13 protein-coding genes are annotated in these 23,571 nt (G+C 64.0%); 10 read left to right on the top strand and 3 right to left on the bottom strand.

Annotated elements, in window-relative coordinates; genetic code table 11:
• Positions 1–87 precede the first annotated feature (87 nt).
• From hutI to AC0NIL_RS22860, 8 genes are all read left to right on the top strand, one after another.
• Complete coding sequence (hutI, locus tag AC0NIL_RS22895; protein WP_473573472.1) at positions 88–1,323, top strand: imidazolonepropionase; 1,236 nt, start codon at positions 88–90, stop codon at positions 1,321–1,323.
• A complete protein-coding gene (hutH, locus tag AC0NIL_RS22890; RefSeq protein WP_027162456.1) occupies positions 1,320–2,861 on the top strand; it encodes a histidine ammonia-lyase in 1,542 nt (513 codons plus the stop codon). The genes hutI and hutH overlap by 4 nt, the downstream gene beginning before the upstream one ends.
• On the top strand, positions 2,861–3,679 hold the full coding sequence (gene hutG / locus AC0NIL_RS22885) for an N-formylglutamate deformylase (protein ID WP_473573470.1): 819 nt from the start codon (positions 2,861–2,863) through the stop codon (positions 3,677–3,679). The genes hutH and hutG overlap by 1 nt, the downstream gene beginning before the upstream one ends.
• A 26-nt stretch (positions 3,680–3,705) precedes the next feature.
• On the top strand, positions 3,706–5,376 hold the full coding sequence (gene hutU / locus AC0NIL_RS22880; RefSeq protein WP_013532300.1) for a urocanate hydratase: 1,671 nt from the start codon (positions 3,706–3,708) through the stop codon (positions 5,374–5,376).
• 85 nt (positions 5,377–5,461) lie between these two features.
• Entirely contained in the window at positions 5,462–6,049 is a 588-nt protein-coding gene (locus tag AC0NIL_RS22875; protein WP_013532299.1) for a HutD/Ves family protein, read from the top strand.
• Positions 6,050–6,315: 266 nt separating this feature from the next.
• Positions 6,316–14,898, top strand: a complete 8,583-nt coding sequence (locus tag AC0NIL_RS22870) for a glycoside hydrolase family 94 protein (RefSeq protein WP_473573468.1) — start codon at positions 6,316–6,318, stop codon at positions 14,896–14,898.
• Between the two features lie 510 nt (positions 14,899–15,408).
• Entirely contained in the window at positions 15,409–17,190 is a 1,782-nt protein-coding gene (locus AC0NIL_RS22865) for a glucan ABC transporter ATP-binding protein/ permease (RefSeq protein WP_013532297.1), read from the top strand.
• A gap of 107 nt (positions 17,191–17,297) precedes the next feature.
• On the top strand, positions 17,298–18,074 hold the full coding sequence (locus tag AC0NIL_RS22860; protein ID WP_027162453.1) for a heme ABC transporter permease: 777 nt from the start codon (positions 17,298–17,300) through the stop codon (positions 18,072–18,074).
• Between the two features lie 21 nt (positions 18,075–18,095).
• Here the strand turns inward: AC0NIL_RS22860 and AC0NIL_RS22855 are convergent, their stop codons facing one another.
• Positions 18,096–19,154 carry a D-TA family PLP-dependent enzyme gene (locus AC0NIL_RS22855; RefSeq protein WP_473573533.1) on the bottom strand — a complete coding sequence of 353 codons (1,059 nt, stop codon included), beginning with the start codon at positions 19,152–19,154 and terminating at the stop codon, positions 18,096–18,098.
• Positions 19,155–19,344: 190 nt separating this feature from the next.
• On the opposite strand from AC0NIL_RS22855, the gene AC0NIL_RS22850 reads away from it, so the two are divergent.
• On the top strand, positions 19,345–20,031 hold the full coding sequence (locus AC0NIL_RS22850; RefSeq protein ID WP_013532294.1) for a D-lyxose/D-mannose family sugar isomerase: 687 nt from the start codon (positions 19,345–19,347) through the stop codon (positions 20,029–20,031).
• 86 nt (positions 20,032–20,117) lie between these two features.
• Here AC0NIL_RS22850 and AC0NIL_RS22845 read toward each other — a convergent pair whose 3' ends face one another.
• A complete protein-coding gene (locus tag AC0NIL_RS22845; protein ID WP_473573531.1) occupies positions 20,118–21,122 on the bottom strand; it encodes a L,D-transpeptidase family protein in 1,005 nt (334 codons plus the stop codon).
• Positions 21,123–21,410: 288 nt separating this feature from the next.
• Here AC0NIL_RS22845 and AC0NIL_RS22840 point away from each other — a divergent pair, with 288 nt between their 5' ends.
• On the top strand, positions 21,411–21,629 hold the full coding sequence (locus AC0NIL_RS22840) for a hypothetical protein (protein ID WP_127368314.1): 219 nt from the start codon (positions 21,411–21,413) through the stop codon (positions 21,627–21,629).
• Between the two features lie 202 nt (positions 21,630–21,831).
• Here AC0NIL_RS22840 and AC0NIL_RS22835 read toward each other — a convergent pair whose 3' ends face one another.
• The gene (locus AC0NIL_RS22835) at positions 21,832–23,511 is read right to left on the bottom strand and encodes a tetratricopeptide repeat protein (protein ID WP_127384545.1); all 1,680 of its coding nucleotides are present in this window, start codon (positions 23,509–23,511) and stop codon (positions 21,832–21,834) included.
• Positions 23,512–23,571: the final 60 nt, after the last annotated feature.

The following is a 23,571-nucleotide window of genomic DNA, read 5'->3' as shown; positions in this document are numbered from 1 at the left end:
GTTCTCTGTGTCTCATGCGATGAAGGCACTTGCAGTGCGTTTCAATATGTATATACATAATCGTCATCGATTGAAACGGAAAAGATGATGGCTGCAAAGAGCAAAAGCCGGGCAGGGGATCTTCGTCTGTGGCGCAATGCGCGGCTGACGACAATGGCCGACGGGTCTGCCGGACTTGGCGTCGTCGAACATGGCGCGGTCGCTGCGCGTGACGGCCGCATTGTTTATGCCGGCCCCGAGTCGGAGCTGCCCCCGACACTTGCCCAGGGCGCCGAGACGGTTGATTGCGAGGGCCGCTGGATCACACCCGGCCTGATCGACTGCCACACCCATCTGGTCCATGCCGGCAACCGCGCCAACGAATTCGAGATGCGGCTGGCCGGCGCCACTTATGAAGAGGTCGCCCGGGCTGGTGGCGGCATAGTCTCCTCGGTCAAGTCGCTGCGCGCCGCCAGCGAGAGCGAACTGGTCACCCAATCACTGCCACGCCTCGATGCGCTGATCGCCGAGGGCGTAACCACCGTGGAGGTAAAATCAGGCTACGGCCTGGACCTCGAAAACGAGAAGAAGTCGCTGCGTGCCGCACGGCGGCTGGGCAACCAGCGGCCGGTGACGATCCGCACGACCTTCCTCGGCGCCCACGCGCTGCCGCCGGAAGCCAAGGGTGACAAGGACGCCTTTATCGATCTGGTCGCCAAGGAAATTCTCCCGGCGGTTGCCGCCGAGGGGCTGGCCGATGCCGTCGACGGTTTCTGCGAGGGCATCGCCTTTTCGCCGGAACAGATGGCGCGCGTCTTCGATGCTGCAAAGGCGGCCGGCCTGCCGGTCAAGCTTCATGCCGACCAACTGTCCAATTTGCATGGCGCCGAACTCGCCGCCCGTTACGGTGCGCTGTCGGCCGACCATCTCGAATACACCGATGAGGCAGGTGCAGCGGCGATGGCCAAGGCCGGAACCGTGGCGACGATCCTGCCCGGCGCCTACTATTTCATTCGCGAAACCAAGAAGCCGCCGATCGGCCTGTTTCGCCAGCACGGCGTCAGGATGGCTGTCGCCACCGACAACAATCCCGGCACTTCGCCGCTGACCTCGCTGCTTCTGACCATGAACATGGTGGCGACCCTGTTCGGCCTGACCGTCGATGAATGCATTGCCGGCGTCACCCGGGAGGCGGCCCGCGCGCTTGGTTTGCTGGGAGAAACCGGCACGCTGGAAGCCGGAAAATCCGCCGACCTGGCGATCTGGAACATCGAGCGCCCCGCCGAACTCGTCTATCGCATGGGCTTCAACCCGCTGCATGCCCGCATCTGGAGAGGACAATGACCGAACTGACCCTGAAGCCCGGCAATGCGACGCTGGCCGACTGGCGCGCCATCTATCGTGGCGCCGTGCCCAAGCTGGACGATGCCTGCCGGCCGAAAATCAAGGCGAGCGCCGAGGCCGTCGCCAGGATAGTCGCCAAGGGCGAGCCGGTCTATGGCATCAACACCGGCTTCGGCAAACTGGCCAGCGTCCGCATCCCGGCCGAGGATCTCGAGACCTTGCAGCGCAACATCGTCCTGTCGCACGCCGCCGGCGTCGGCGAGCCGATGCCGGTTGCCGTTTGCCGGCTGATGATGGCGCTGAAGCTCGCCAGCCTGGCGCAGGGCGCGTCGGGTGTGCGGCCGCAAACCATCGAGTTGCTGGAAGCGATGCTGGCCAACGACGTCATCCCGGTGGTGCCGGCGCAGGGTTCGGTCGGCGCCTCCGGCGACCTCGCCCCGTTGTCGCACATGACGGCGGTGATGATCGGTGTCGGCGAATGTTTTACCCCACATGGCCGTTTCCCGGCCAAGGTCGCCTTCGTCTCGCATGGCCTGGAACCGGTGACACTGGGCGCCAAGGAGGGCCTGGCGCTGCTCAACGGCACCCAGTTTTCGACCGCCTATGCGCTGGCCGCCTTGTTCGAGGCCGAAGTGCTCTACCAATCGGCGCTGGTCGCCGGTGCCCTGTCGACCGACGCGGCAAAAGGCTCCGACGCACCCTTCGATCCGCGCATCCATGTGCTGAGAAAGCATCCCGGCCAGGTCGAGACGGCCGACGCCCTGCGCAATCTGATGGCCGGCAGCGCCATCCGTGAATCGCACCGGGTTGGCGACGAACGCGTGCAGGATCCCTATTGCCTGCGCTGCCAGCCGCAGGTGATGGGCGCGGCACTCACCGTGCTGCGCCAGGCGGCCGACACGCTGGGCACCGAAGCCAACGGCGTCACCGACAATCCGCTGATCTTCGCCGAGGATGACACCGCGCTTTCCGGCGGCAATTTCCACGCCGAGCCGGTGGCCTTCGCCGCCGACATGATCGCGCTCGCCGTCTGCGAGATCGGCTCGCTGTCGGAGCGCCGCATCGCCATGCTTGTCGATCCGGCACTTTCCGGCATGCCGGCCTTCCTGACGCCCAAGCCCGGCCTGAACTCCGGCTTCATGATCCCGCAGGTGACGGCGGCGGCGCTCGTTTCCGAAAACAAGCAGAAAGCCTATCCGGCATCAGTCGATTCGATCCCCACCTCGGCCAATCAGGAGGACCATGTTTCGATGGCCGCGCACGGCGCGCGCCGGCTGATCGGCATGGTCGAGAACGCCACCGCGGTGATCGGCATCGAACTGCTGGCCGCGGCCCAAGGCTGCGATTTCCACGCGCCGCTGGCCTCGAGCGACGCCCTGGAGGCGGTGCGCAGGCTGGTGCGGGCCGAAGTGCCGCATCTCGACAATGACCGCCATTTCCACCCCGATATGGAAAAAGCCATCGCCATGGTGCGCAGCGGTGCGGCCATCGAGGCCGCCGGCGGTGTGGCTCTGCCGTCGATTTCCGGAGCGGTGTGATGGCAAGCGCGCCCTGGCTGACGGTCACGCCCGGCACAGCCCCGTTGCTGGTGTCGATACCACACACCGGCATCGACCTCGCCGGCCTTGAGAATCGGCTGGTCTCACCCTGGCTCGGCCGCCGCGACTGCGATTGGTGGATCGATAATCTCTATGACTTTGCCGCCGGCCTCGGGGCGACGGTGGTGCACACCGCGATCTCCCGCACCGTCATCGACGTCAACCGCGATCCCTCCGGCGCCTCGCTTTACCCCGGCCAGGCGACGACGGGCCTTTGCCCGACCGAGACCTTCGATGGCGATCCGCTCTATCGCGAGGGCGAAGAACCGGGGCCGTCGGAGATCGACGAGCGTCGCGAGGAATTCTTCGTGCCGTACCATGCCGCCTTGCAGGCCGAGATCGGCCGGTTGCGCGGGCTACACGAAAAGATCGTGCTCTATGACTGCCACTCGATCCGTTCAGTGCTGCCGCGCCTGTTCGAAGGCACGCTGCCGGTTTTCAATCTCGGCACCAATGACGGCAGGAGCGCCGATCCGACGCTGCAGGCGAAGGTCGGCCAGATCATGGCCGAAACCGGTGAAACCTTTGTCATCAACGGCCGCTTCAAGGGCGGCTGGATCACACGCCATTTCGGCCAGCCGCAACAAGGCGTGCACGCACTGCAGATGGAACTCTCCAACCGCATCTATATGCGCGAGCCCGATGGCAAGGGCACGCCGGACAATTGGCCGGTGCCCTATGACGCCGAGTTCGCAGCACCGATCCGCGCCACCCTGCGGAAAATCCTCGAGACCGCGACATCCTGGGCGCGTGTCTGACATCAGGTCCTTTATGGAGTGACGCCATGAACAATCCTCGCCACAACATCCGCGAAGTCCGCAGCCCGCGCGGCACCGAAATCAGCGCGCGCTCCTGGCTGACGGAAGCGCCGCTGCGCATGCTGATGAACAATCTCGACCCGGATGTTGCTGAAAATCCCAACGAACTGGTCGTCTATGGCGGCATCGGCCGGGCGGCGCGCACCTGGAACGATTTCGACCGCATCGTCGCCTCCTTGAGGACGCTGGCCGATGACGAGACTTTGCTGGTCCAGTCGGGCAAGCCGGTCGGCGTCTTCCGCACCCATCCGGACGCCCCGCGTGTGCTGATCGCCAACTCCAATTTGGTGCCGCACTGGGCGAATTGGGAAAAGTTCAACGAGCTCGATAAGAAGGGCCTGATGATGTACGGCCAGATGACGGCCGGCTCGTGGATCTACATCGGCACGCAAGGCATCGTGCAAGGCACCTACGAGACCTTCGTCGAGGCCGGCCGCCAGCACTATGGCGGCAATCTCAAGGGAAAATGGATCCTGACCGGCGGCCTCGGCGGCATGGGTGGCGCCCAGCCGCTCGCCGCCGTCATGGCCGGCGCCTGCTGTCTCGCCATCGAATGTAACCCGGACTCGATCGATTTTCGCCTGCGCACCCGCTACGTCGACGAGCGCGCCGAGACGCTCGATGAGGCGCTGGAAAAGATCGAACGCTGGACCAAGGCCGGCGAGGCGAAGTCGGTCGGCCTGCTTGGCAATACGGCCGAGATCGTCCCGGAGATGTTCAGGCGTGGCATTCGCCCCGATATGGTCACTGACCAGACCTCGGCGCATGATCCCATCAATGGCTATCTGCCGAAGGGCTGGACGATGGCCGAGTGGCGCGAGAAGCGCGTCAGCGACCCCAAGGCGGTCGAGAAGGCGGCCCGCGCTTCCATGCGCGAACATGTCGAGGCGATGGTGGCGTTCTGGAACGCCGGCGTGCCGACGCTCGACTATGGCAACAACATCCGCCAGGTGGCCAAGGAGGAGGGGTTCGAGAACGCCTTTGCCTTCCCCGGCTTCGTGCCGGCCTATATCCGTCCGCTGTTCTGCCGCGGCATAGGCCCCTTCCGCTGGGCGGCTCTGTCGGGCGATCCGGAAGATATCTATAAGACCGACGCCAAGGTGCGCGAACTGACGCCCGGCAACACCCACCTGCACAACTGGTTGGACATGGCGCGCGAGCGCATCGCCTTCCAGGGTCTGCCGGCGCGCATCTGCTGGGTCGGCCTTGGCGACCGCCACAGGCTCGGCCTTGCCTTCAACGAGATGGTGGCCAAGGGTGAGCTGAAGGCGCCTGTCGTCATCGGTCGCGATCACCTCGATTCCGGCTCGGTTGCTTCGCCGAACCGCGAAACGGAATCGATGAAGGACGGATCGGACGCGGTATCCGACTGGCCGCTGCTCAACGCGCTGCTCAACACGGCGTCGGGCGCCACCTGGGTGTCGCTGCACCATGGCGGCGGCGTCGGCATGGGTTTCTCGCAGCACGCCGGCATGGTCATCGTCGCCGACGGCACGCGCGAAGCCGCCAGGCGCCTGGAGCGGGTGTTGTGGAACGACCCGGCGACCGGTGTCATGCGCCACGCCGATGCCGGCTACGAAATCGCCGTCGAATGCGCCAAGGAGCACCAGCTCAACCTGCCCGGCATTCTCGGGTGAGAAACGTCCGGCCGCAGGCAGGCGAAAAGCCGCGGAATCGGCTTTTCGAGTTTCGAACGCCCGTAACCATAGCGGAGGGCTAGGTATGCGCATCCTGCGGGCAGCCGAATACCGGTCGATGCCGTGGAAGAACGGCGGCGGCGTGACGACGGAAATCGCCGTCTCGCCGCCCGGTGCCGGGCTAAACGATTTCGACTGGCGCGTGTCGATGGCGCGTGTCGAATCGAGCGGTCCGTTCTCGCAATTCGCCGGCATCGATCGCACCCTTGCCGTGCTCGAAGGCGAGGGCATCGTCCTCGAGATTGCCGGCTACCCGCCGAGATCTATAAACAGGACGACCGCCCTGTTTTCTTTCCCGGCCGACGTGCAGACCTCGGCCGCGCTGATCGGCGGACCGATCACCGATCTCAATGTCATGACCCGCCGAAGCCGGATGACGCATTCGGTCGAACGCCTGGTGATCTCGGCCCCCGTGGAAATCCGGACTGAAGCCGGCACAACGCTCATCCTGTGCTTGGACGGCGACATCAGTGTGCCCGCCGCTGAACCGGTTCGCCTCGGGCCGCTTGACACGCTGCTGTCCGGGCCGGTCAGCACCGGCCTGCTTGTCCAACCCGCCCATGAGGCAACGCTGTACGTGATCCGGATCCGCGCCATCGCCGGCAACGATTAACGCTTGTTTCCAAACATGATCGCGGTACCGGCGAAATATAGCGTAAGCTGCTGGCGGCATCACGAAAAAGCCTGAATCCTCTCCGCCGATCTGGCTGGCGGGAAGTGGGGTGCTTGTCTTTGAGTTTTGCTGAGAGACGACGCCCTGTCGTGGTGCGGAAACAAACTTTCGGCAAGTGGGGTTTATGCAACCAATTGCATTTGAACCGGTTTTAGGGCCATTGCCGTGGCGGTGACGCCGCTCAGTGCCCGCTTACGGAATTTTCAATGAATATTCAGACGAATCCTGCCCAAATCGAGAAGACAAGCGCGAGCTTCCCGGCCATCACCGAAGAGCCGATCCGCTCCAATTACCTGCCCGAAGAGCGCCTTCGGCTGCTCGGTGAAAGCCTGGCGAAAGGCGATCTCACCGATCTGTTCGGCCTGACGCCCTTCGATTTTCAGGCCCGTATCCGCGACAGCGCCAAGAAGATTTTGGAAGTCTACCGGTCGACCAATGCGGCGCAGGCGAGGGGCGAGACGATCACGCCGGCGGCACAATGGCTGCTCGACAACAATTACCTGGTCGAAGAGACCATTTTCCAGGTCAAGCGCGACCTGCCGCGCCGCTTCTATCGCCAGTTGCCGACCCTGAAGCTGCCTGACGGCGGCAGCGTGCCGCGCGCGCTGGCGCTGGCCTGGACCTATGTCGCACATTCGGACAGTTCCGTTTCGGCGACGATGTTCAAGTCCATCGTCCAGGGTTTTCAGTCGGTCGAGCCGCTGAAGATCGGCGAACTCTGGGCGCTGCCTTCGCTGTTGCGCTTCGTGCTGATCGAAAATCTGCGCCGGCTGGCGGTCAGGGTCAACCGAACCCGTCAGATGCGCCAGATCGCCAACGATGTGGCCGACAAGGTCCTGGCCACCGACGACAGCGCGGACCGGCAGTCGATCCTGTCCAATTTCAGCGCACACGCACAGGACACCACCTTCGCCACCCAGCTGCTCTATCGCCTGCGCGATGGCTCGCAGAATGCCGGCAAGGCTCTGGAATGGCTGGAAGGCGAGCTCGAAAAGACCGGCTCCGATGCCGAGGAAATCATCATTTCCGAACATCACACGCTGTCCAGCGGCAATGTGACGACGGGCAACATCATTCGCGGCCTGCGCCTCATCAACGACGTCGATTGGACCGTGTGGTTCGAAGGCGTCAGCCGCATCGACACCGTGCTGCGCGAGCGCACCGATTTCGCCGCGCTCGACTTCTTCTCGCGCGACCAGTACCGGACTGCGATCGAGGAATTGGCGCGCCGCTCGAACCTTTCGGAATATCGCGTCGCCGAGAAGGCCATCGAGCTGGCCGGCCACGCCGCCAGCGATGGCGACGGCGACGTCGTTTTAACCGGGTCCGCCCACACCGATGTCGGCTTCTTTCTCGTCGGCCCACGCCGGCTCGAGCTGGAGAAGGCGATCGGCTATCGACCCACCATCAGCCAGACAGTCAAGCGTGCCTTCCGCAAGACCGGCTGGCTCGGCATCGTCGTACCGGTGTTTGCGCTGACGGCGCTGCTTCTCGTCCTCTCAGGCAACGCGCTTGCCAATCTCGGCCTGTCGGTGCCTTCGATCGTCCTGATGCTGGCGCTGTTTGCCGTGCCGGCCAGCGAGGGCGCGCTCGCCTTCTTCAACACGGTCGTTTCGCTGTTCCTGAAACCGACGCGCCTCGTCGGCTACGATTACCGGCACGGCGTGCCGCCAGAGGCGCGCACGCTGGTGGTGGTGCCGTCGCTGATCGGCTCGCGCGACGATGTCGAGGAAAACATCCGCAATATCGAGGTGCATCATCTCGCCAACACGGCCGATGAAATCCATTTCGCGCTGCTGTCGGACTGGCCGGACTCGAAGGCCGAGATCGATGCTGCCGACACCGAAATCCTCGAATTCGCGCGTGCCGAGATCGCTCGCCTCAACGCCCGCTATCCCTCCGAAGGCGCGCCGCGTTTCTACGTCCTACACCGGCGCCGGCTGTTCAATGCGGCGCAAGGGTCGTGGATGGGCTGGGAGCGCAAGCGCGGCAAGCTGCATGAACTCGACCTTCTGCTGCGCGGCGACAGCGACACCACGTTCCTGCCGCTCGACGTGCCGCTGCCGGAGAACGTCGTCCACGTGATGACGCTCGATGCCGACACGCGCACCACCCGTGACGCGGTCGCCACCCTCGTAGGCAAGCTCTGCCACCCGCTCAACCGGCCGCATTTCGATGCCAGCAAGCGCATCGTCACCGCCGGCTACGCGATCCTGCAGCCGCGCATCACCGCGTCGCTGACATCAGGCGACGATGCGTCGTTCTTCCAGCGGGTGTTCTCGGCCAATCGCGGCCTCGACCCTTATGTCTTTGCCGTGTCCGATCTCTATCAGGACGTTTTCGGCGACGGGTCCTTCACCGGCAAGGGCCTCTATCACGTCGACGCCTTCGAGGCCGCCCTGCAGGGCCGCATCGAGGAAAACACCATCCTCAGCCACGATCTGCTGGAAGGCGCGCTGGCGCGCTCGGCGCTGGTCACCGACGTCGAACTGGTCGAGGACTATCCGACCCGCTACTCGGTCGACGCCTCGCGCCACCATCGCTGGGCACGCGGCGACTGGCAGTTGCTCGGCTTCATGCTCGATCCGCGCTCCGGCGTGCCGGCGCTGTCGCGCTGGAAGATGATCGACAATCTGCGCCGCTCGCTGACGCCGATCTTCTGGGTGATGGCGGCGATTGCCGGCTGGACGCTGCTGCCCTTCACGCAGGCCGCGCAATGGCAGGCCCTGCTGATCCTCAGCCTGTTCATGGCGCCGACATTCGACATCGTCAACGCCATCCTGCCCAAGAGCGGCGACCAGACGCCACGCGGCCATTTCTCGGCCCTGGCACGCGACGTCGCCTTCGGCACCGCCATGGTGGCGCTGAAGATCGTGCTGATGGCGCACAACGCCTGGATGATGGGCGATGCCATCGTGCGCACGCTCTATCGGTTGTTCGTCAGCCGCCAGAACCTTTTGGAATGGCGCACCGCCTCGCAGGCGCACAAGGCGGGCGACAACGATGTCGGGTCGTATTACGGCATGATGTATGGCGCCGTGATCATCGGTTTCGTCGGCCTTGCCATTCCGGTGCTGGCCGATTCGACCGGCGCCTTCGTTGCCTTCTTCTTCGCGCTGTTCTGGATTGGCTCGCCCGCCATCGCCAGCTGGATCAGCCGTTCGGCTGAAACCGAGGATCGCTTGCGCATATCGCAGGCCGATATCCATACATTGCGCACGGTGGCGCGGCGCACATGGCACTATTTCGAAAGCTTCGTGACGGCAGAGCATCACCATCTGCCGCCCGACAATTTCCAGGAAAGCCCGGCACCGGTGGTGGCGCCTCGTACTTCGCCCACCAATATCGGCGTCTACCTGCTGTCCGTCGTTTCCGCCCGCGACTTCGGCTGGATCAGCCTCTCCGACGCCATCACCCGCATCGACGCCACCATGGCCACGATCGAGGGCATGCCGCGTGAGCGCGGTCACCTCTTCAACTGGTACGACACCACGACGCTGAAGCCGCTCTATCCGCTTTACATCTCGGCAGTCGACAGCGGCAATCTGGCCGGCCATCTGGTGGCGGTGGCGGCGGCCTGCGCCGAATGGGCGGAGGCGCCCTCCGTGCACCTCCAGGGCGATTTCGAAGGCATTCTCGACACGGTCACCATCCTCAGCGAAAGCCTCGATGATCTGCCCGATGATCGTCGCCAGTTGCGCCCCTTGCGCCAGCGCCTAGCCGACCGTCTCGACGGCATGCGGCGCGCTGTCGACACCATCAAGGCGCAGCCCGAAATGGCATCGATCCGCACCATCAACCTGGCTGTGCTGGCCGGCGAGATCCGCAAATTGGCCACCGCCATCCATACCGAGGCGGTGTCGCCCCAGAGCGATGTCATCGTCGACTGGGCGGCAAGGCTGGAAGCCACCTGCGAAGCGCACGTCCATGACGCGCACAGCGACGACAATGCCGTCGAGGCCCTGCGTGCCAAGCTGCTCACCTTGCGCGAGCGCACGCGCCGTTACGCCTTCGAGATGGATTTCTCCTTCCTGATGCGGCCGGAGCGCAAGCTGCTGTCGATCGGCTACCGGGTCGAGGAACACCAGCTCGACGAAAGCTGCTACGACCTTCTGGCTTCCGAAGCGCGGCTGACCAGCCTGTTCGCCATCGCCAAGGGCGATCTGCCGACCGAGCACTGGTTCAGGCTTGGCCGGCCGATCGTCGAAATCGGTTTCCAGGGCGCGCTGATGTCCTGGTCCGGCTCGATGTTCGAATATCTGATGCCGCCGCTGGTCATGAAGGAGCCGCAGGGCTCGATCCTCAACCAGACCAGCAAGCTGATCATCAAACGCCAGATCCAGTATGGCCGCCAGAAGAACGTGCCGTGGGGCATTTCGGAGGCCGCCTACAATGCCCGCGACCGCGAACTGACCTACCAATATACCAATTTCGGCGTTCCAGGCCTCGGGCTGAAGCGCGGTCTTGGCCAGAACACGGTGATCGCGCCTTACGCCACCATACTGGCGGCCCAGTTCAATCCGCGTGAAGCCGTGCTGAATCTCGCCCGATTGCGGGAGATCGGGGCGCTCGGCCGCCACGGCTACTACGATGCCGTCGACTTCACGCCGCAGCGCGTGCCGGAAGGCACGGACCATGTCGTCGTCCAGAATTATATGGCCCACCATTCGGGCATGTCGATCGCGGCGGTTGCCGACGCCATCTTCGAAGGTCGCATGCGCGACCGCTTCCACAGCGATCCGGTCATCGAATCGGCCGAACTCTTGCTGCAGGAGAGGGCGCCGCGCGACATCCCGGCCGCGACCGTCAGGACCGAGGCCGACGAACGCTCCAAGGACGAGACTGAAGTCGACAGCCCCGACACCCGCATCGTGCTCAATCCGCTGCAGTCGCTGCGGTCGACCAACGTCATGTCGAACGGCCGCTATTCGGTGATGGTCAGCGCGACCGGCTCGGGCTACAGCCGCTGGGGCGATCTCTCCGTCACCCGCTGGCAGCCGGATCCGACCGAGGACCGGCTCGGCTCCTACATCTTCCTGCGTGACGCCGGCACCGGCGACTGGTGGTCGGCTACAGCCGAACCGAAGCGAGCCGCCGAGGAAAAGGCGCAGACCTTGTTCTCCGACGACAAGGCGAGCTTCGTCAAATCGGTGGGCACGTTGCGCTCCGAGGTCGAATGCATCGTCATCTCGGAAGGCAATGGCGAGGGCCGTCGGGTCACGCTCTACAACGACGGTCCGTCCGACCGTCACATCGAAGTGACCTCCTTTGCCGAGCTGGTGCTCGGCCTGGAGGCGTCCGACAACGCGCATCCGGCCTTCTCGAAGATGTTCGTGGAAACCGAAATCTCTGCGAACAACGCGGCGATCTTCGCCACGCGGCGCAAGCGCGAGACCAGCGAGCCCGATATCGCCATGGTGCATTTCGTCACCGATCCGTCCGGATCGGCGCGCGACGCCGAGGCCGAGACCGACAGGCGCGCCTTCATCGGCCGTGGCCGCACCATCGTCGACGCAGCCGCTTTCGACCCGGGCGCCAGGCTGGGCGGCCACTCAGGCTTTACGCTCGATCCCGTCGCCTCGCTGCGCCGCCAGGTGCGCGTGCCGGCCAACAAGAAGATATCGCTGACCTTCTGGACGGTTGTCGGCGCCGGCCGTGCCGAACTGGACGAAGCCATCGCCCGCCTCGACCATCCGGAGAGCTTTGCCCGCCAGGCCATGCTTGCCTGGACGCGCAGCCAGGTGCAGACCCGCCACATGGGCCTCAGCCTGACCGATGCCGCCAATGTGCAGAAGCTGGCGCGCTATCTGATCTATCCGGATCCGTTCCTGCGTCTTCCCGCCGAATCCATCGCCTCGGGGCTGGGCAAGCAGTCGAGCCTGTGGCCGACAAGCATTTCCGGCGATTTCCCGATCTTCCTGGTCAGGATCGGCGATGTCGCCGATCTCGAAATCGTCGCCCAGGCGCTGCGGTTCCAGGAATATATGCGCACCCGCGGCATGATGATCGACTTCGTCGTCGTCAACGAGCAGGCGTCCTCCTATGTCCAGGACCTGCAGCGGGCGGTCGAGACGCTGTGCGAAAACAGCCGTCTGCGCGGCAAGGAGCTCGGGCCGCGCCAGCACATTTTCGCGGTGCGCCGCGATCTTATGGACGAGACCACCTACAAGACGCTGCTCGCCGTCGCCCGCGTCGTCCTGCACACGCGCAACGGCACCATCTTCGACCAGATCGAGCGCGCCGAGGCGGCGGCCCTGCAGGCGCGGGATGCTCTGGCAACGTTGCCGATTCCGCGTGAATTGCCCTCGCCGACACCCACGACGCCTACTCCTGCCTCGCAGGCGGTGGCCAATGTCAGCGCCGATGGCAGCGGACTCAGCCAATGGAACGGCTTTGGCGGTTTCGACGGCGACGGACGGCACTATGTCGTGCGCCTGGCCGGGCGGCGCACGACGCCGCAGCCGTGGATCAACGTCGTCTCCAACGCCTCGTTCGGGTTCCACACCTCCGCCGAGGGCGCAGCCTTCACCTGGAGCCGAAACAGCCGCGACTACCAGTTGACGCCGTGGTCGAATGATCCGGTCTCGAACCGCCCGGGCGAGGGCCTCTATATCTACGATCAGGCCAGCGGCAAGGCATTCTCGCCGCTCGCCGCCATGGTGCGCGATCCCTCGATGACCTACGAGGCCTGGCACGGCCAGGGTTTCTCGACCTTCCGCTCGAAGCGCGGACCGTTGTCGATGGACCTTACCCATGTCGTCGATCCGGTCGATTCCCTGAAGATCTCGCGGCTGCGCATCCAGAATTCCGGCTCGGTGCCGGCGCGGCTGCGTGTCTATGCCTATGCCGAATGGGTGCTCGGCGGGCATCGGTCGCGCACTGCGGCAACCATCGTCCCGTCGCGGGATGCCGCCAGTGGGGCGCTGCTCGCACAAAACCCCTACGGGCTGGATTTCGGCGAGCGGGTTGCGTTCCTGGCGGCCGACGGCGGCGTCCATTCGGTGACCACAGACCGGTCGGAGTTCCTGGGCCGGCATGGCTCCAGCGAGCTGCCGCAGGCGGTGCTGAGTGGTGCGGCGCTGTCTGGCCGTGTCGAGGCCGGCGACGATCCGTGCGCGGCGATTGCCCGCGACGTCGAGATCCCGGCAGGCGGCGACGTGACGCTGCTCTGGCTGCTCGGCGACGCCGAGTCGGTCGAGGAGGCGAGCGCGCTGGTGCAGGAGCATCGGGCCAAGGACTTCGACCAGCGATTGGCCGACAATGAGCGCGAATGGCGCGGCTTCCTCGACACCATCCAGGTCGAGACGCCCGACAAGGCGCTCGACGCCATGGTCAACCACTGGCTTCCCTATCAAAGCCTGGCCTGCCGCATCCGCGCCCGCTCGGCCTTCTATCAGGCCAGCGGTGCCTTCGGCTTCCGCGACCAGTTGCAGGATACGCTGGCGCTGCTGGCGCATGACCCGCAGCTGGCGCGCGACCAGATCCTCAACGCGGCGCGGCGGCAGTTCCCCGAAGGCGACGTGCAGCATTGGTGGCTGCCGCGCACGGGTGCTGGCGTACGCACGTTGATCTCCGACGACGTGGTCTGGCTTGCCCACGCTACGGCGCGCTATTTGCTGGTCACTGGCGATGCCTCCATCCTCAAGGAGCAATTGGCCTTCATCGATGGACAGCCGCTGGGCGAGGGCGAGCACGATGCCTTCTTCACCCCGGAAATCTCGAAGAAGACAGCGACGCTCTACGACCACTGTGCGCGTGCGCTCGATCTCGCCATCAAGCGCAGCAGCCCCGCGGGCCTGCCGCTGATCCTCGGCGGCGACTGGAACGACGGCATGAACCGCGTCGGCGAGCACGGCAGGGGCGAGAGCGTCTGGCTCGGCTGGTTCCTGCTGAAGACGCTGGGCGATTTCGCGCCCGTCGCCAAGACCGAGGGTGATGCCAAGCGAGCACAGGCCTGGGCAAAGCATGCCGATGTTCTGAAGCGGGCGCTTGAGAGCACCGCATGGGACGGCGAATGGTACCGGCGCGGCAGTTTCGACGACGGCACGCCTTTGGGGTCTCGCAACTCGCAGGAGTGCAAGATCGACTCGATCGCCCAGTCCTGGAGTGTGCTTTCGGGAGAGGGCGACCCGGCACGGTCGACCACCGCCATGGAGCAAGCAACGAAGCTGCTCGTCGACGACAAGCTGAAGATCGTCAAGCTGTTCACGCCGCCATTCTCGAAGACGGAAAAGGACCCCGGTTACATCAAGAGCTATCCGCCTGGCGTGCGCGAGAATGGCGGCCAGTACACCCACGCCGCCACATGGTTCGTCATCGCGCTTGCCGAGATGGGGCAGGTCGACGAGGCCTATCGTTGTTTCTCGATGCTGAACCCCGTCAACCACGCGACCGACGAGGCCACGGCCGAGCACTATCGAGTGGAGCCCTATGTCGTGGCGGCCGACATCTATGCCGGGGACGACAATGCCGGCAACGGCAAGGGCGGCCGTGGCGGCTGGACCTGGTACACCGGCTCTGCCGGCTGGCTCTACAGGGCTGCGGTCGAAGGCATCCTGGGCATCGAACGGCGCGGCAAGCGTGTCCAGTTCAAGCCGAAGCTGCCAAGCCACTGGGATGGGTACTCGGCAAATCTCAAAATGCTGGGGGCGGAACTCAAGGTTCGCGTCATCCGCGACAATAAGGCCAAGGCCGTGTCGCTGGAGGTGAATGGGGCAAAGACCAAGGCTTCGGCAGTCGAGCTGAAGGACGGCGAAGTTGCCGAGGTGGTCATCACGATCCCGGCCTGAGGCCTGTTGCCCAAAAAGCATGCGCTCGGGGCGGGGGTCCGGGCCGCGACTTTTGTCACCAGGGCGGATGAGAGGCCCCATCCCGCCTGGCGTTGCCGTCTGCCGTTGACGGGCATCTCGCTGAGAAGTCTATGAAATCAAAGGCTTGAGGCGTCCCATAGGAGTAGCCGCGAGCGGTGAGGGTTTGGCCACCCTTCGCCTGGAAGGGCATCCTGCAGCTTTGTTTTGCTTTATACTTCGCGAAAGGCGATTTCGGCCTCAGTCATCCGCCCGACATTGTTGCTGATTAAAATTATGGCAGCACGTGCCAACTGCCATGATTTCGCCGCATGCCTGACATTTTACCTGTCTTCTCAAACCGTTAGGTGATCACGGCAGATTTCGGAACGTCGCCATCTTTTGTTCGCTCTAAGGGAACTGAAGGGGTACACGGCCATTGTTTTGCGACGTATCAACCGGTACGAATAAAATGATGCAGTGCACAATAAACAGCGTGGCGGAGTAACTGGGGTGACCCTTCTGCAAATCTACTGGCGAGCTCTCGGTTATCTGGCCGCGGACAGGAAACGCGTTGCGTTGATCTGTTCGGCCAACGTGGCTCTCGCCATCGTAGCGCTTCTCGAGCCGATTATGTTCGGTCGCGTCATCGGCGCCATCTCCGAGCGTGGCTCTGTCTTCACCACGCTGGTCATGTGGGCCGGTCTCGGCGCCTTCAACATCGTTGCCTTCGTCATGGTGGCGCGCGGCGCTGACCGTTTCGCCCATGCTCGGCGCAGCGAAGTGCTTTGCGAGTCGTTCGAGCGCGTGATCACCATGCCGCTCGCCTGGCACCATCAGCACGGCACCTCCAATGCGCTGCACACGATGCTGCGCGCCGTCGAAACCCTGTTCAGCCTTTGGCTCGAATTCATGCGCCAGCATCTGTCCACGGCTGTCGCCCTCGTGCTGCTGGTCCCGACCGCGATCAGCATGGACCTGCGCATGTCGCTGGTGCTGCTTGGCCTCGGGCTGCTCTATGTCGGCATCGGCCGGATGGTCATGCGCCGCACCAAGGCGGGCCAGGCCGCGGTCGAGCGCCACTACCACAAGGTGTTCGCGCATGTGACCGACTCGGTCAGCAACGTTGCGGTGCTGCAGAGCTACAATCGCCTCGGCCACGAGGCCGATACGCTGCGCCGCTACGTCAAGAACCTGCTCGACGCGCAGAACCCTGTGCTCGACTGGTGGGCGCTGGCCAATGCCTTGCACCGTCTGTCATCGGCAATCTCGATGCTGATCGTGTTGTCGATCGGCTCCTATCTCGTGACTCATGGTCAGTTGGGTGTCGGCGACGTCATTGCCTTCACCGGTTTTGCCACGATGCTGATCGCTCGCCTCGACCAGATGTCGGCTTTCGCCAACCAGATTTCCGAGGCCCGTGCCAAGCTCGAGGATTTCTACCATCTCGAGGACTCCGCGGCTGATTCCGCCGAGCCGGACGGCTTGCGCGATCTTTCCAACGTCACCGGCCATGTGCGCTTCGAGAATGTCGGCTTTGAATTCGCCAATTCCGGCCAAGGCATCGACGACGTGTCCTTCGAGGTGCAGGCGGGCCAGACCGTCGCCATCGTGGGCCCGACGGGTGCCGGCAAGACCACGCTCATCAACCTGCTGCAGCGTGTCTTCTCGCCGTCCCATGGCCGTATCCTGATCGACGGCATCGACACCCGCACCGTGACCCGCAAGTCGGTGCGCCATTCGATCGCCACGGTGTTCCAGGATGCCGGCCTGCTCAACCGCTCGATCGAGGACAACATCCGTGTCGGCCGCGCCGATGCAAGCAATGACGAGATCCATGCCGCCGCCAATGCGGCTGCCGCACAGGACTTCATCCTGTCCAAGAGCAATGGCTACGACACGGTGGTTGGCGAACGTGGCGGCCAGCTGTCGGGCGGCGAACGTCAGCGCATCGCCATTGCCCGTGCCGTGCTGAAGGACGCACCGATCCTGGTGCTCGACGAGGCGACCAGCGCGCTCGACGTCGAGACCGAGGACCGCGTCAAGGAAGCGATCGACGAACTGCGCCGCGACCGCACCACCTTCATCATCGCCCACCGCCTGACCACCGTTCGCGACGCCGATCTGGTCGTGTTCATGGACAAGGGCAGGGTGGTCGAGATGGGCGGCTTCACCGAGCTGTCGCTGCGCAATGGCCGCTTTGCCAGCCTGCTGCGCGCTGGCGGCCTGCTCAACGACGAGGAGGTCCGCCGCCTCAGCCGCACCGTGCTGCAACAGCAGGAAGCGGCCGCCTGATCAGGCACGTCTCTGCTTTCTCCCACAGGGGAGAAGGCAAAGCGCTGCAGCCCTGCGACACCACCGCTCGATTGCCCCGAACGCCGCGGCGGTTTATGTAGAACCGCATGAGCGACACGACTTCACGCCTGACAAGCTGGATGGATCTCGCCAACCCGACGCGCTTCGTCGGGCTGGCGGACAAGGTCGTGCCATGGCTGGCCACGATCGCCGCACTGATCCTCGCAGTCGGGCTCTATATGAGCTTTGCCGCGCCTGAGGATTTCCAGCAAGGCATCACCGTCCGCATCATGTACATCCACGTGCCTTTCGCCTGGCTGGCCATGATGTGCTACACGCTGATGGCGGTTTCCGCACTTGGCACGCTCGTCTGGCGGCATCCGCTGGCCGATGTCGCGCTGAAATCAGCCGCCCCCATCGGTGCGGTCTTCACCGCGCTGGCGCTGATCACCGGTTCGATCTGGGGTAAGCCGATGTGGGGCACCTGGTGGGTCTGGGATGCGCGGCTGACCTCGGTCTTCGTGCTGTTCCTGATGTATCTCGGCATCATCGCGCTGACCCGTGCGCTCGACGATGCCAGCCGCGCCGCCTGGGCCGCCGCCATCATCACGCTGGTCGGCTTCATCAACATCCCGATCATCAAATTCTCGGTCGACTGGTGGAACACGCTGCATCAGCCGGCCTCGGTGTTCCGCATGGGCGGCTCCACCATCGACCCCAGCCTGCTGTGGCCGCTTCTGGTCATGGCGCTCGGCTTCACCGTGCTGTTCTTCGCGCTGCACCTGATGGCGATGCGCACCGAAATCCGCCGTCGCCGGGTGATTGCCATGCGCAGGGTCGCGGCACGGCAGGCGGAGCGCTCTCCCCCTTCTCCCCTTGTGTGAGAAGGCAAGACGCTTCTTAGTTCACCCCATCCTTCCGCGCGCCGCCACAGGCAGCGTTTCCAGCACTTTGTCGCCGTCGACCAGGTTGACCTCGTTGAACAAGTTTGTGACGACGCAGCAATGGTCGGGCACGACACGCACGCGCTCGCCGATGCGCAATTTGCCGTCGCCCGAAAGCGTGACGGTGCCGTGCTCCTCGCTCAGCCCCGTCACCCGCGCTCCCGACACGCCGGGCAACTCGCCGAAATCGGCGAGACCCAGCGTGTCGCTGGACAGCGCCTTGCTGCCGGCATCGAGGATAGCGCGCGTCGCGGTGGGATGGCTGACCACCGTCGACAGCACCGTCAGCGCGCAATCGTCGAGCGTGCCGACGCCTTTGGCGACCTGATAGCGGTCGAGATAGATGTAGGTGCCTGGACGATACTCCGTGACAACAGATGTATCGCTGGAGCGCCACATATCCGGCGTGCCGCCGCTGGAGATGCGTTCGCAGGCGAGGCCCGATGCGGCCAGCGCCTGCTTGGCGTCGGCGAGCCAGGCTTCGGCCTCCGCTGCCTTCCCGGCGGCCGGGTAGGTCATCAGTCCTCCGAAGGCGAGGCCACCGGCTCTGTCGATCTGTCTTGCCACCGCAACCGCTTCATCGGCCGACTGCACGCCGCAGCGACCCATGCCGGTGTCGCATTCGACCAGCACCGGTAGACGATGACCGGCATCGGTGAAGGTGGTTGCCAGCCCTTCGAGCGTCTCCATGCTGTCCGCTGTCACCGACAGGGTGACGCGCCCGTGCAGCGCCAGAAGCCGCTCCAGCTTGGCGCGCCCAAGGATGTTGTAGGGAAGAAAAATATCGGTCAGCCCGGCATCGGCCATCACCTCGGCCTCGCCGATCTTCTGGCAGGTGATGCCGACGGCGCCGGCCGCCACCTGCTTCTTCGCCCAATAGGGCAATTTGTGCGTCTTGATATGCGGCCTGAGCTTCAGCCCGTTCCTGTCGGCATGCGCCTGGGCGCGGGCAATATTGGCTTCGGCGCGCGCGGCGTCGATGAGAATCGACGGCGTATCGAGGTCGTGGACGGTCGGCATCATCTTTCACCCCATGAGGAATCCGCGGGATTTATGGCCCTGAAAATCCGCGATGTCACGTGGCCAGCGAAGCGGATCTGTGGTCCATGCGCCTAAGCGCAAGGCCGGGCAGGTGGCGAGATGGATCGACACCGCATCGACGTTCGGCTATGCGATTTGCCAGACAAATCGATACGAAGGGATCATGATCATGAAGCGCTCCGCCATCAACGACATCATCCGCGAAGCCGACGCTTTCATCCGCTCGTTCGGCTACATCATGCCGCCCTTCGCCTATTGGTCGCCGCAGGAGGCGAAGGCGCGCCAGGTCGACTCGTCGGCGGTGTTCACCTCGCGGCTCGGCTGGGACATCACCGATTACGGTCAGGAGAAATTCAGGGAACTCGGCCTGTTCCTGTTCACCGTTCGCAATGGCCGCTACGAGGACATGAAGAAGGGCATGGGCATGCTCTATGCCGAGAAGATCATGATCTCGCGCAAGGATCAGCTATCCCCGATGCATCGCCACAACATCAAGGCCGAGGACATCATCAACCGTGGCGGCGGCAAGCTGGTGCTGGAACTGTTCATGCACGACCGCGACGGCGGCATCGATCCCAAGGCCGAGGTTTCGGTGCCGGTCGACGGAACCATCCATAGGCTGCCTGCGGGCGGGCTCCTGAAGCTCGACCCGGGCCAGAGCGTCACGCTGCTGCCCGGCGTCTGGCATGCCTTCTGGGCCGAGGGCAAGGACGTGCTGATCGGTGAGGTCTCCACCGTCAATGACGATCTCACCGACAATGTGTTTCGCGAACCGATCGGGCGTTTTTCCAACATCGACGAAGACGTTGCCCCGATCCATCTGCTGGTGTCCGACTACGAGAAGTGGCTGGGGTAAGGGGCCGCTCCACGCCCTCGGCGACGCCAGTCACACGACCGTGTGACTAGTCACACGGTCGAAAGTGGGTAGGCCGTAGCGCCTACCTACTGCGATCCTTGTTCGACCGATCCTGCCGCTTCGTCCTTGAAGACGACCTTTGTGCCTTTTCGCACTTCGGAGGCGAGGTCTTCGGCATCCCAGTTGGTCAGCCTGATGCAACCATGCGAGAAGGTCTTTCCGATCTTGCCTGGGTCCGGAGTCCCGTGAATGCCGTAGCTATCGATGGACAAGTCGATCCAGACCGATCCCACCGGATTGTTTGGCCCGGCAGCGATCGTGAAGGGGCGCTTGCTCCTCACTCCCTTGAAGGCAAACTCGGGATCGTAATGATAGGTTGGGTGGTGCACCACGCGTTTGACCTCCGCCTGGCCACTCGGCGCGGGCTTCTCCTGACTTCCGATCGAGGCGGGGTACGTCGCAAGCACTTTGCCGGAAGGGTCAAGCACCCGAACCTGGCGAGCGCTCTTGTCGACCTCGACGCTCGCGATGTCTTGCGGCGGATCACCTCGGGTGACAGCTGGCACGAGCAGCTTTTGCCCCGCCTTCCTGAAGCCGATGCCGGGATTGAGCCGTTCAAGCAGTTGCTCGCTGATGTGGAAGCGCTCCGCCATCTTTTCCAGGGCATTGTGGTAGGCCAGCCTGGGCAGGCGGGCCATCCTCTCCATGCGCGCCGGAATTCGCCTGGTGAACGGCCCATGCGCATCCTTGCGTGTCAAATCGTAGGTCTCAATCGCGGGGCGCGAGGAGGTCGCGACCAGCTTGTCCCATGTCTCGCGGGTGAGCTTGCCGTCGGCAGGCAATCCGTTGGTCGCTTGGAACGCACTGACTGCCCGGGTGAAGTTCTCCGCCTGGCGGCCATCGATCAGGCCTGGCGAGAAGCGTGCACGATCCAGGAGGATTTGCGCCTTCAGCACGGTCGCACTGACGCCTTTCGCTTCGCTGCCGTCAAATTGGGCGTTGTTGACGGCGGCCGCGTCCAGTTTTGCCGCCGCCGTTGCATCGCATGCGATGACGAGCATGGCGACCGCGACAAGAACGAGCCTGATCATGGAGGTCACACTCCCGTATGGGCACCTGCTTCTATGACGTCGCACGGCCGATCTGGTTCCATTTCCTGCAGTTGCGTCCGACTGCCGAGCCGTGCGCGCAGTGAACCCGGACCAGGAGCACCCGGCGGTGGCGCGGGTGCATTGTTGATAAGGGTCCGCCATCATCAAGATGAATGGCGACTCCCGTCAGCGCATGTGTTGGCTTCAGAACCGCAGAGACCGGAGCGACAACGGGCCAACGCCCGATTGAGTCCGTCTCCACAGGCTCGGTGACCGAGGAGAGCCAGGATGCAATTTCCTGCCCAGAAGAACAAAGGACCGGCTCAACCAGCCGAGGATGAGCGCCAGGCACGGCTTGAGAAAACAGCCAGGCTCAAGCAGCTTCGCTCCTATGCTTCCTGGCTTTCGTCTGACCCAAACGCCCAACTTCACGATGAGATAGACTGTTCCGTGCTGATCGAAGGCGTGGGGCGACGCAGCATGGAGCCTCGGCTGATCGGCAGGTGACATACCCGGGCGGCGAGGTTTCCACCGCCAACGACGATCTGGTCGACAATTTGTTTGGCTAAAGCAGTTCACCGTTTCACGGAAACGGCGACCCGCTCTAACTCCTTGTTTTGACGCAATTCCGGATGGAAAACCGTTTCACACTTTTCCTGGAATTGCTCTAGCCGATCGGCCGCAACAGTGGCGACAGGCAGACTTCGCGTCAGTGACAGCAGCCTTGCTGCGCGCTCGTCCTGCACAGGCAGGACGAGGTGATCGGTACGTCCGCCTTGGCCAGCGCCGCTGCAAGGCTTGTCTGCAATGTCGGCAATTCATCGGTCTCGCCGCGCCGTTTCAGGCATTCCACAAGCCCGTGCAATGCCCAGACATTGTTCGGATGCTGGGCACAGCGCTGCACCGTGCCGCTCAGGCCCAGATCGTCGCGATAGACCTGTTCTGCTTCCTGCGCGTGACCCTGGTCGAGAAGCAGCGCCGCCAGCGCATGGCGCGGCGGGTGCATCCAGGCCCACGGCTCGGTGTAGGACAGATTGTCGTCAAGCTCGACCGCCTGCCGCAAATGGCCATACGCCTCCTCATGCCGGCCCTGGTGGTACGCGAGCTCGCCGTCGAGCAGGGCGGCACCGACAGCCAGCGAAGCTTGCGCCGGGTTGCTGAGGAAGCGCCGCTCGGGCGCAATGCCTTTCAGATGCCGATGGAACTCTTCGCGCTCACGTTCAGCCTCAGCGAAATGCTTGAGCGTCGCATGCGCCACACCCTTGGCGTAGCGCTGCATGGCCGCCGTCAGCACATAGAGGCCAGGCTCCTCGGTGACCGGTTCGTCGATGATCTCCTGCCAGCGGCCGAAGCGCACCTGCACATGCGATTTCATCGCATGGTAGCCTTCCACCGTCTGCGTGAGCTTTGGCCGGCCCTGGATGGCGACCACGTCGCGCGCGACCAGGCTGCGCACTCTGTCGGCGGCCCACAGTGCAGGCTGGTGCTGGCCCGACAACATGCAGGTGAACATCATCAGATGCAGATCGTGGCAGCAGCCGAGCAAATAATAGGTCGGCTCGTCGGCATAGGCGAGATAGAGGTCGTTGGCACGCACCGCCTTTTCGCTGGCGCGTTTTGCTTTCTCATACTCGCCGCACAGCACATAGATATGCCCCGGCATGTGGTTCATGTGCCCGGCATCGGGGCACATCTCGCCGAGCAGATCCGCTGACCGCATGCCGCGCTCCGGCATGGTGGACATTTCCAGGAGATGGATGTGCAGGTGGACGATCGCCGGATGTTGTGCTGCGCCGGCCTCATCGGCAAGCCGGATCGACCGCTCGCAGACGTCGAGCGCCTCGACGACATCGGAATTCGGCGCCGGCGCGCCGGTCTTGAGGTTCCACAGCCGCCGCACCGTGCGCATCATCAGTGCTTCGACCAGCAGTGCCATCACATCATGGTCATCGGGAAAGTCCCGATACACAAGCCGCATCGCGGCGGCATAGGCGTCATCCCAACGTTCGAATTCCTCCAGGCTCACCCGGTGTGGCTTCTGGAAGCGGGCGGCCAGCGCCTCGATCAGCCGCTTCTCGATCTCACTGGCGGAAGCCGCATTGGCCCTGGCCAGTTGGACATGCTCGAAGCAGCGCTTGGTCGCGCTGTCGGCCTCGGCCTCGCCATGTTCCTTCCAGGTCAGATTGTAGAAAGGTCCGGCAGCATAGGCGATGCCCCAATGCACCATCGGACAGTCCGGATCTGTTTCGAGCGCCTTCTCAAAACACTTGATGCCTTCCTCATGGTTGAAGCCGTAGCACCAGTTAAGGCCAATATCGAACCAACGCTGGGTTTCTGTCGAGCGAGTGGAGATGGGGCGGCGGTAGGTGCCGAGGTCGAAGCGGTCCATGTGGTCTCATTCAATTCTGATTGCCAGCGAGCCAGCTCTGGTCAGACTCCTTCGCCATCA

This window comes from Mesorhizobium sp. WSM1343, assembly GCF_055901535.1.
Note: the sequence above shows the minus strand (reverse complement) of the source record. Positions and strands in the feature narration are given on the sequence as shown.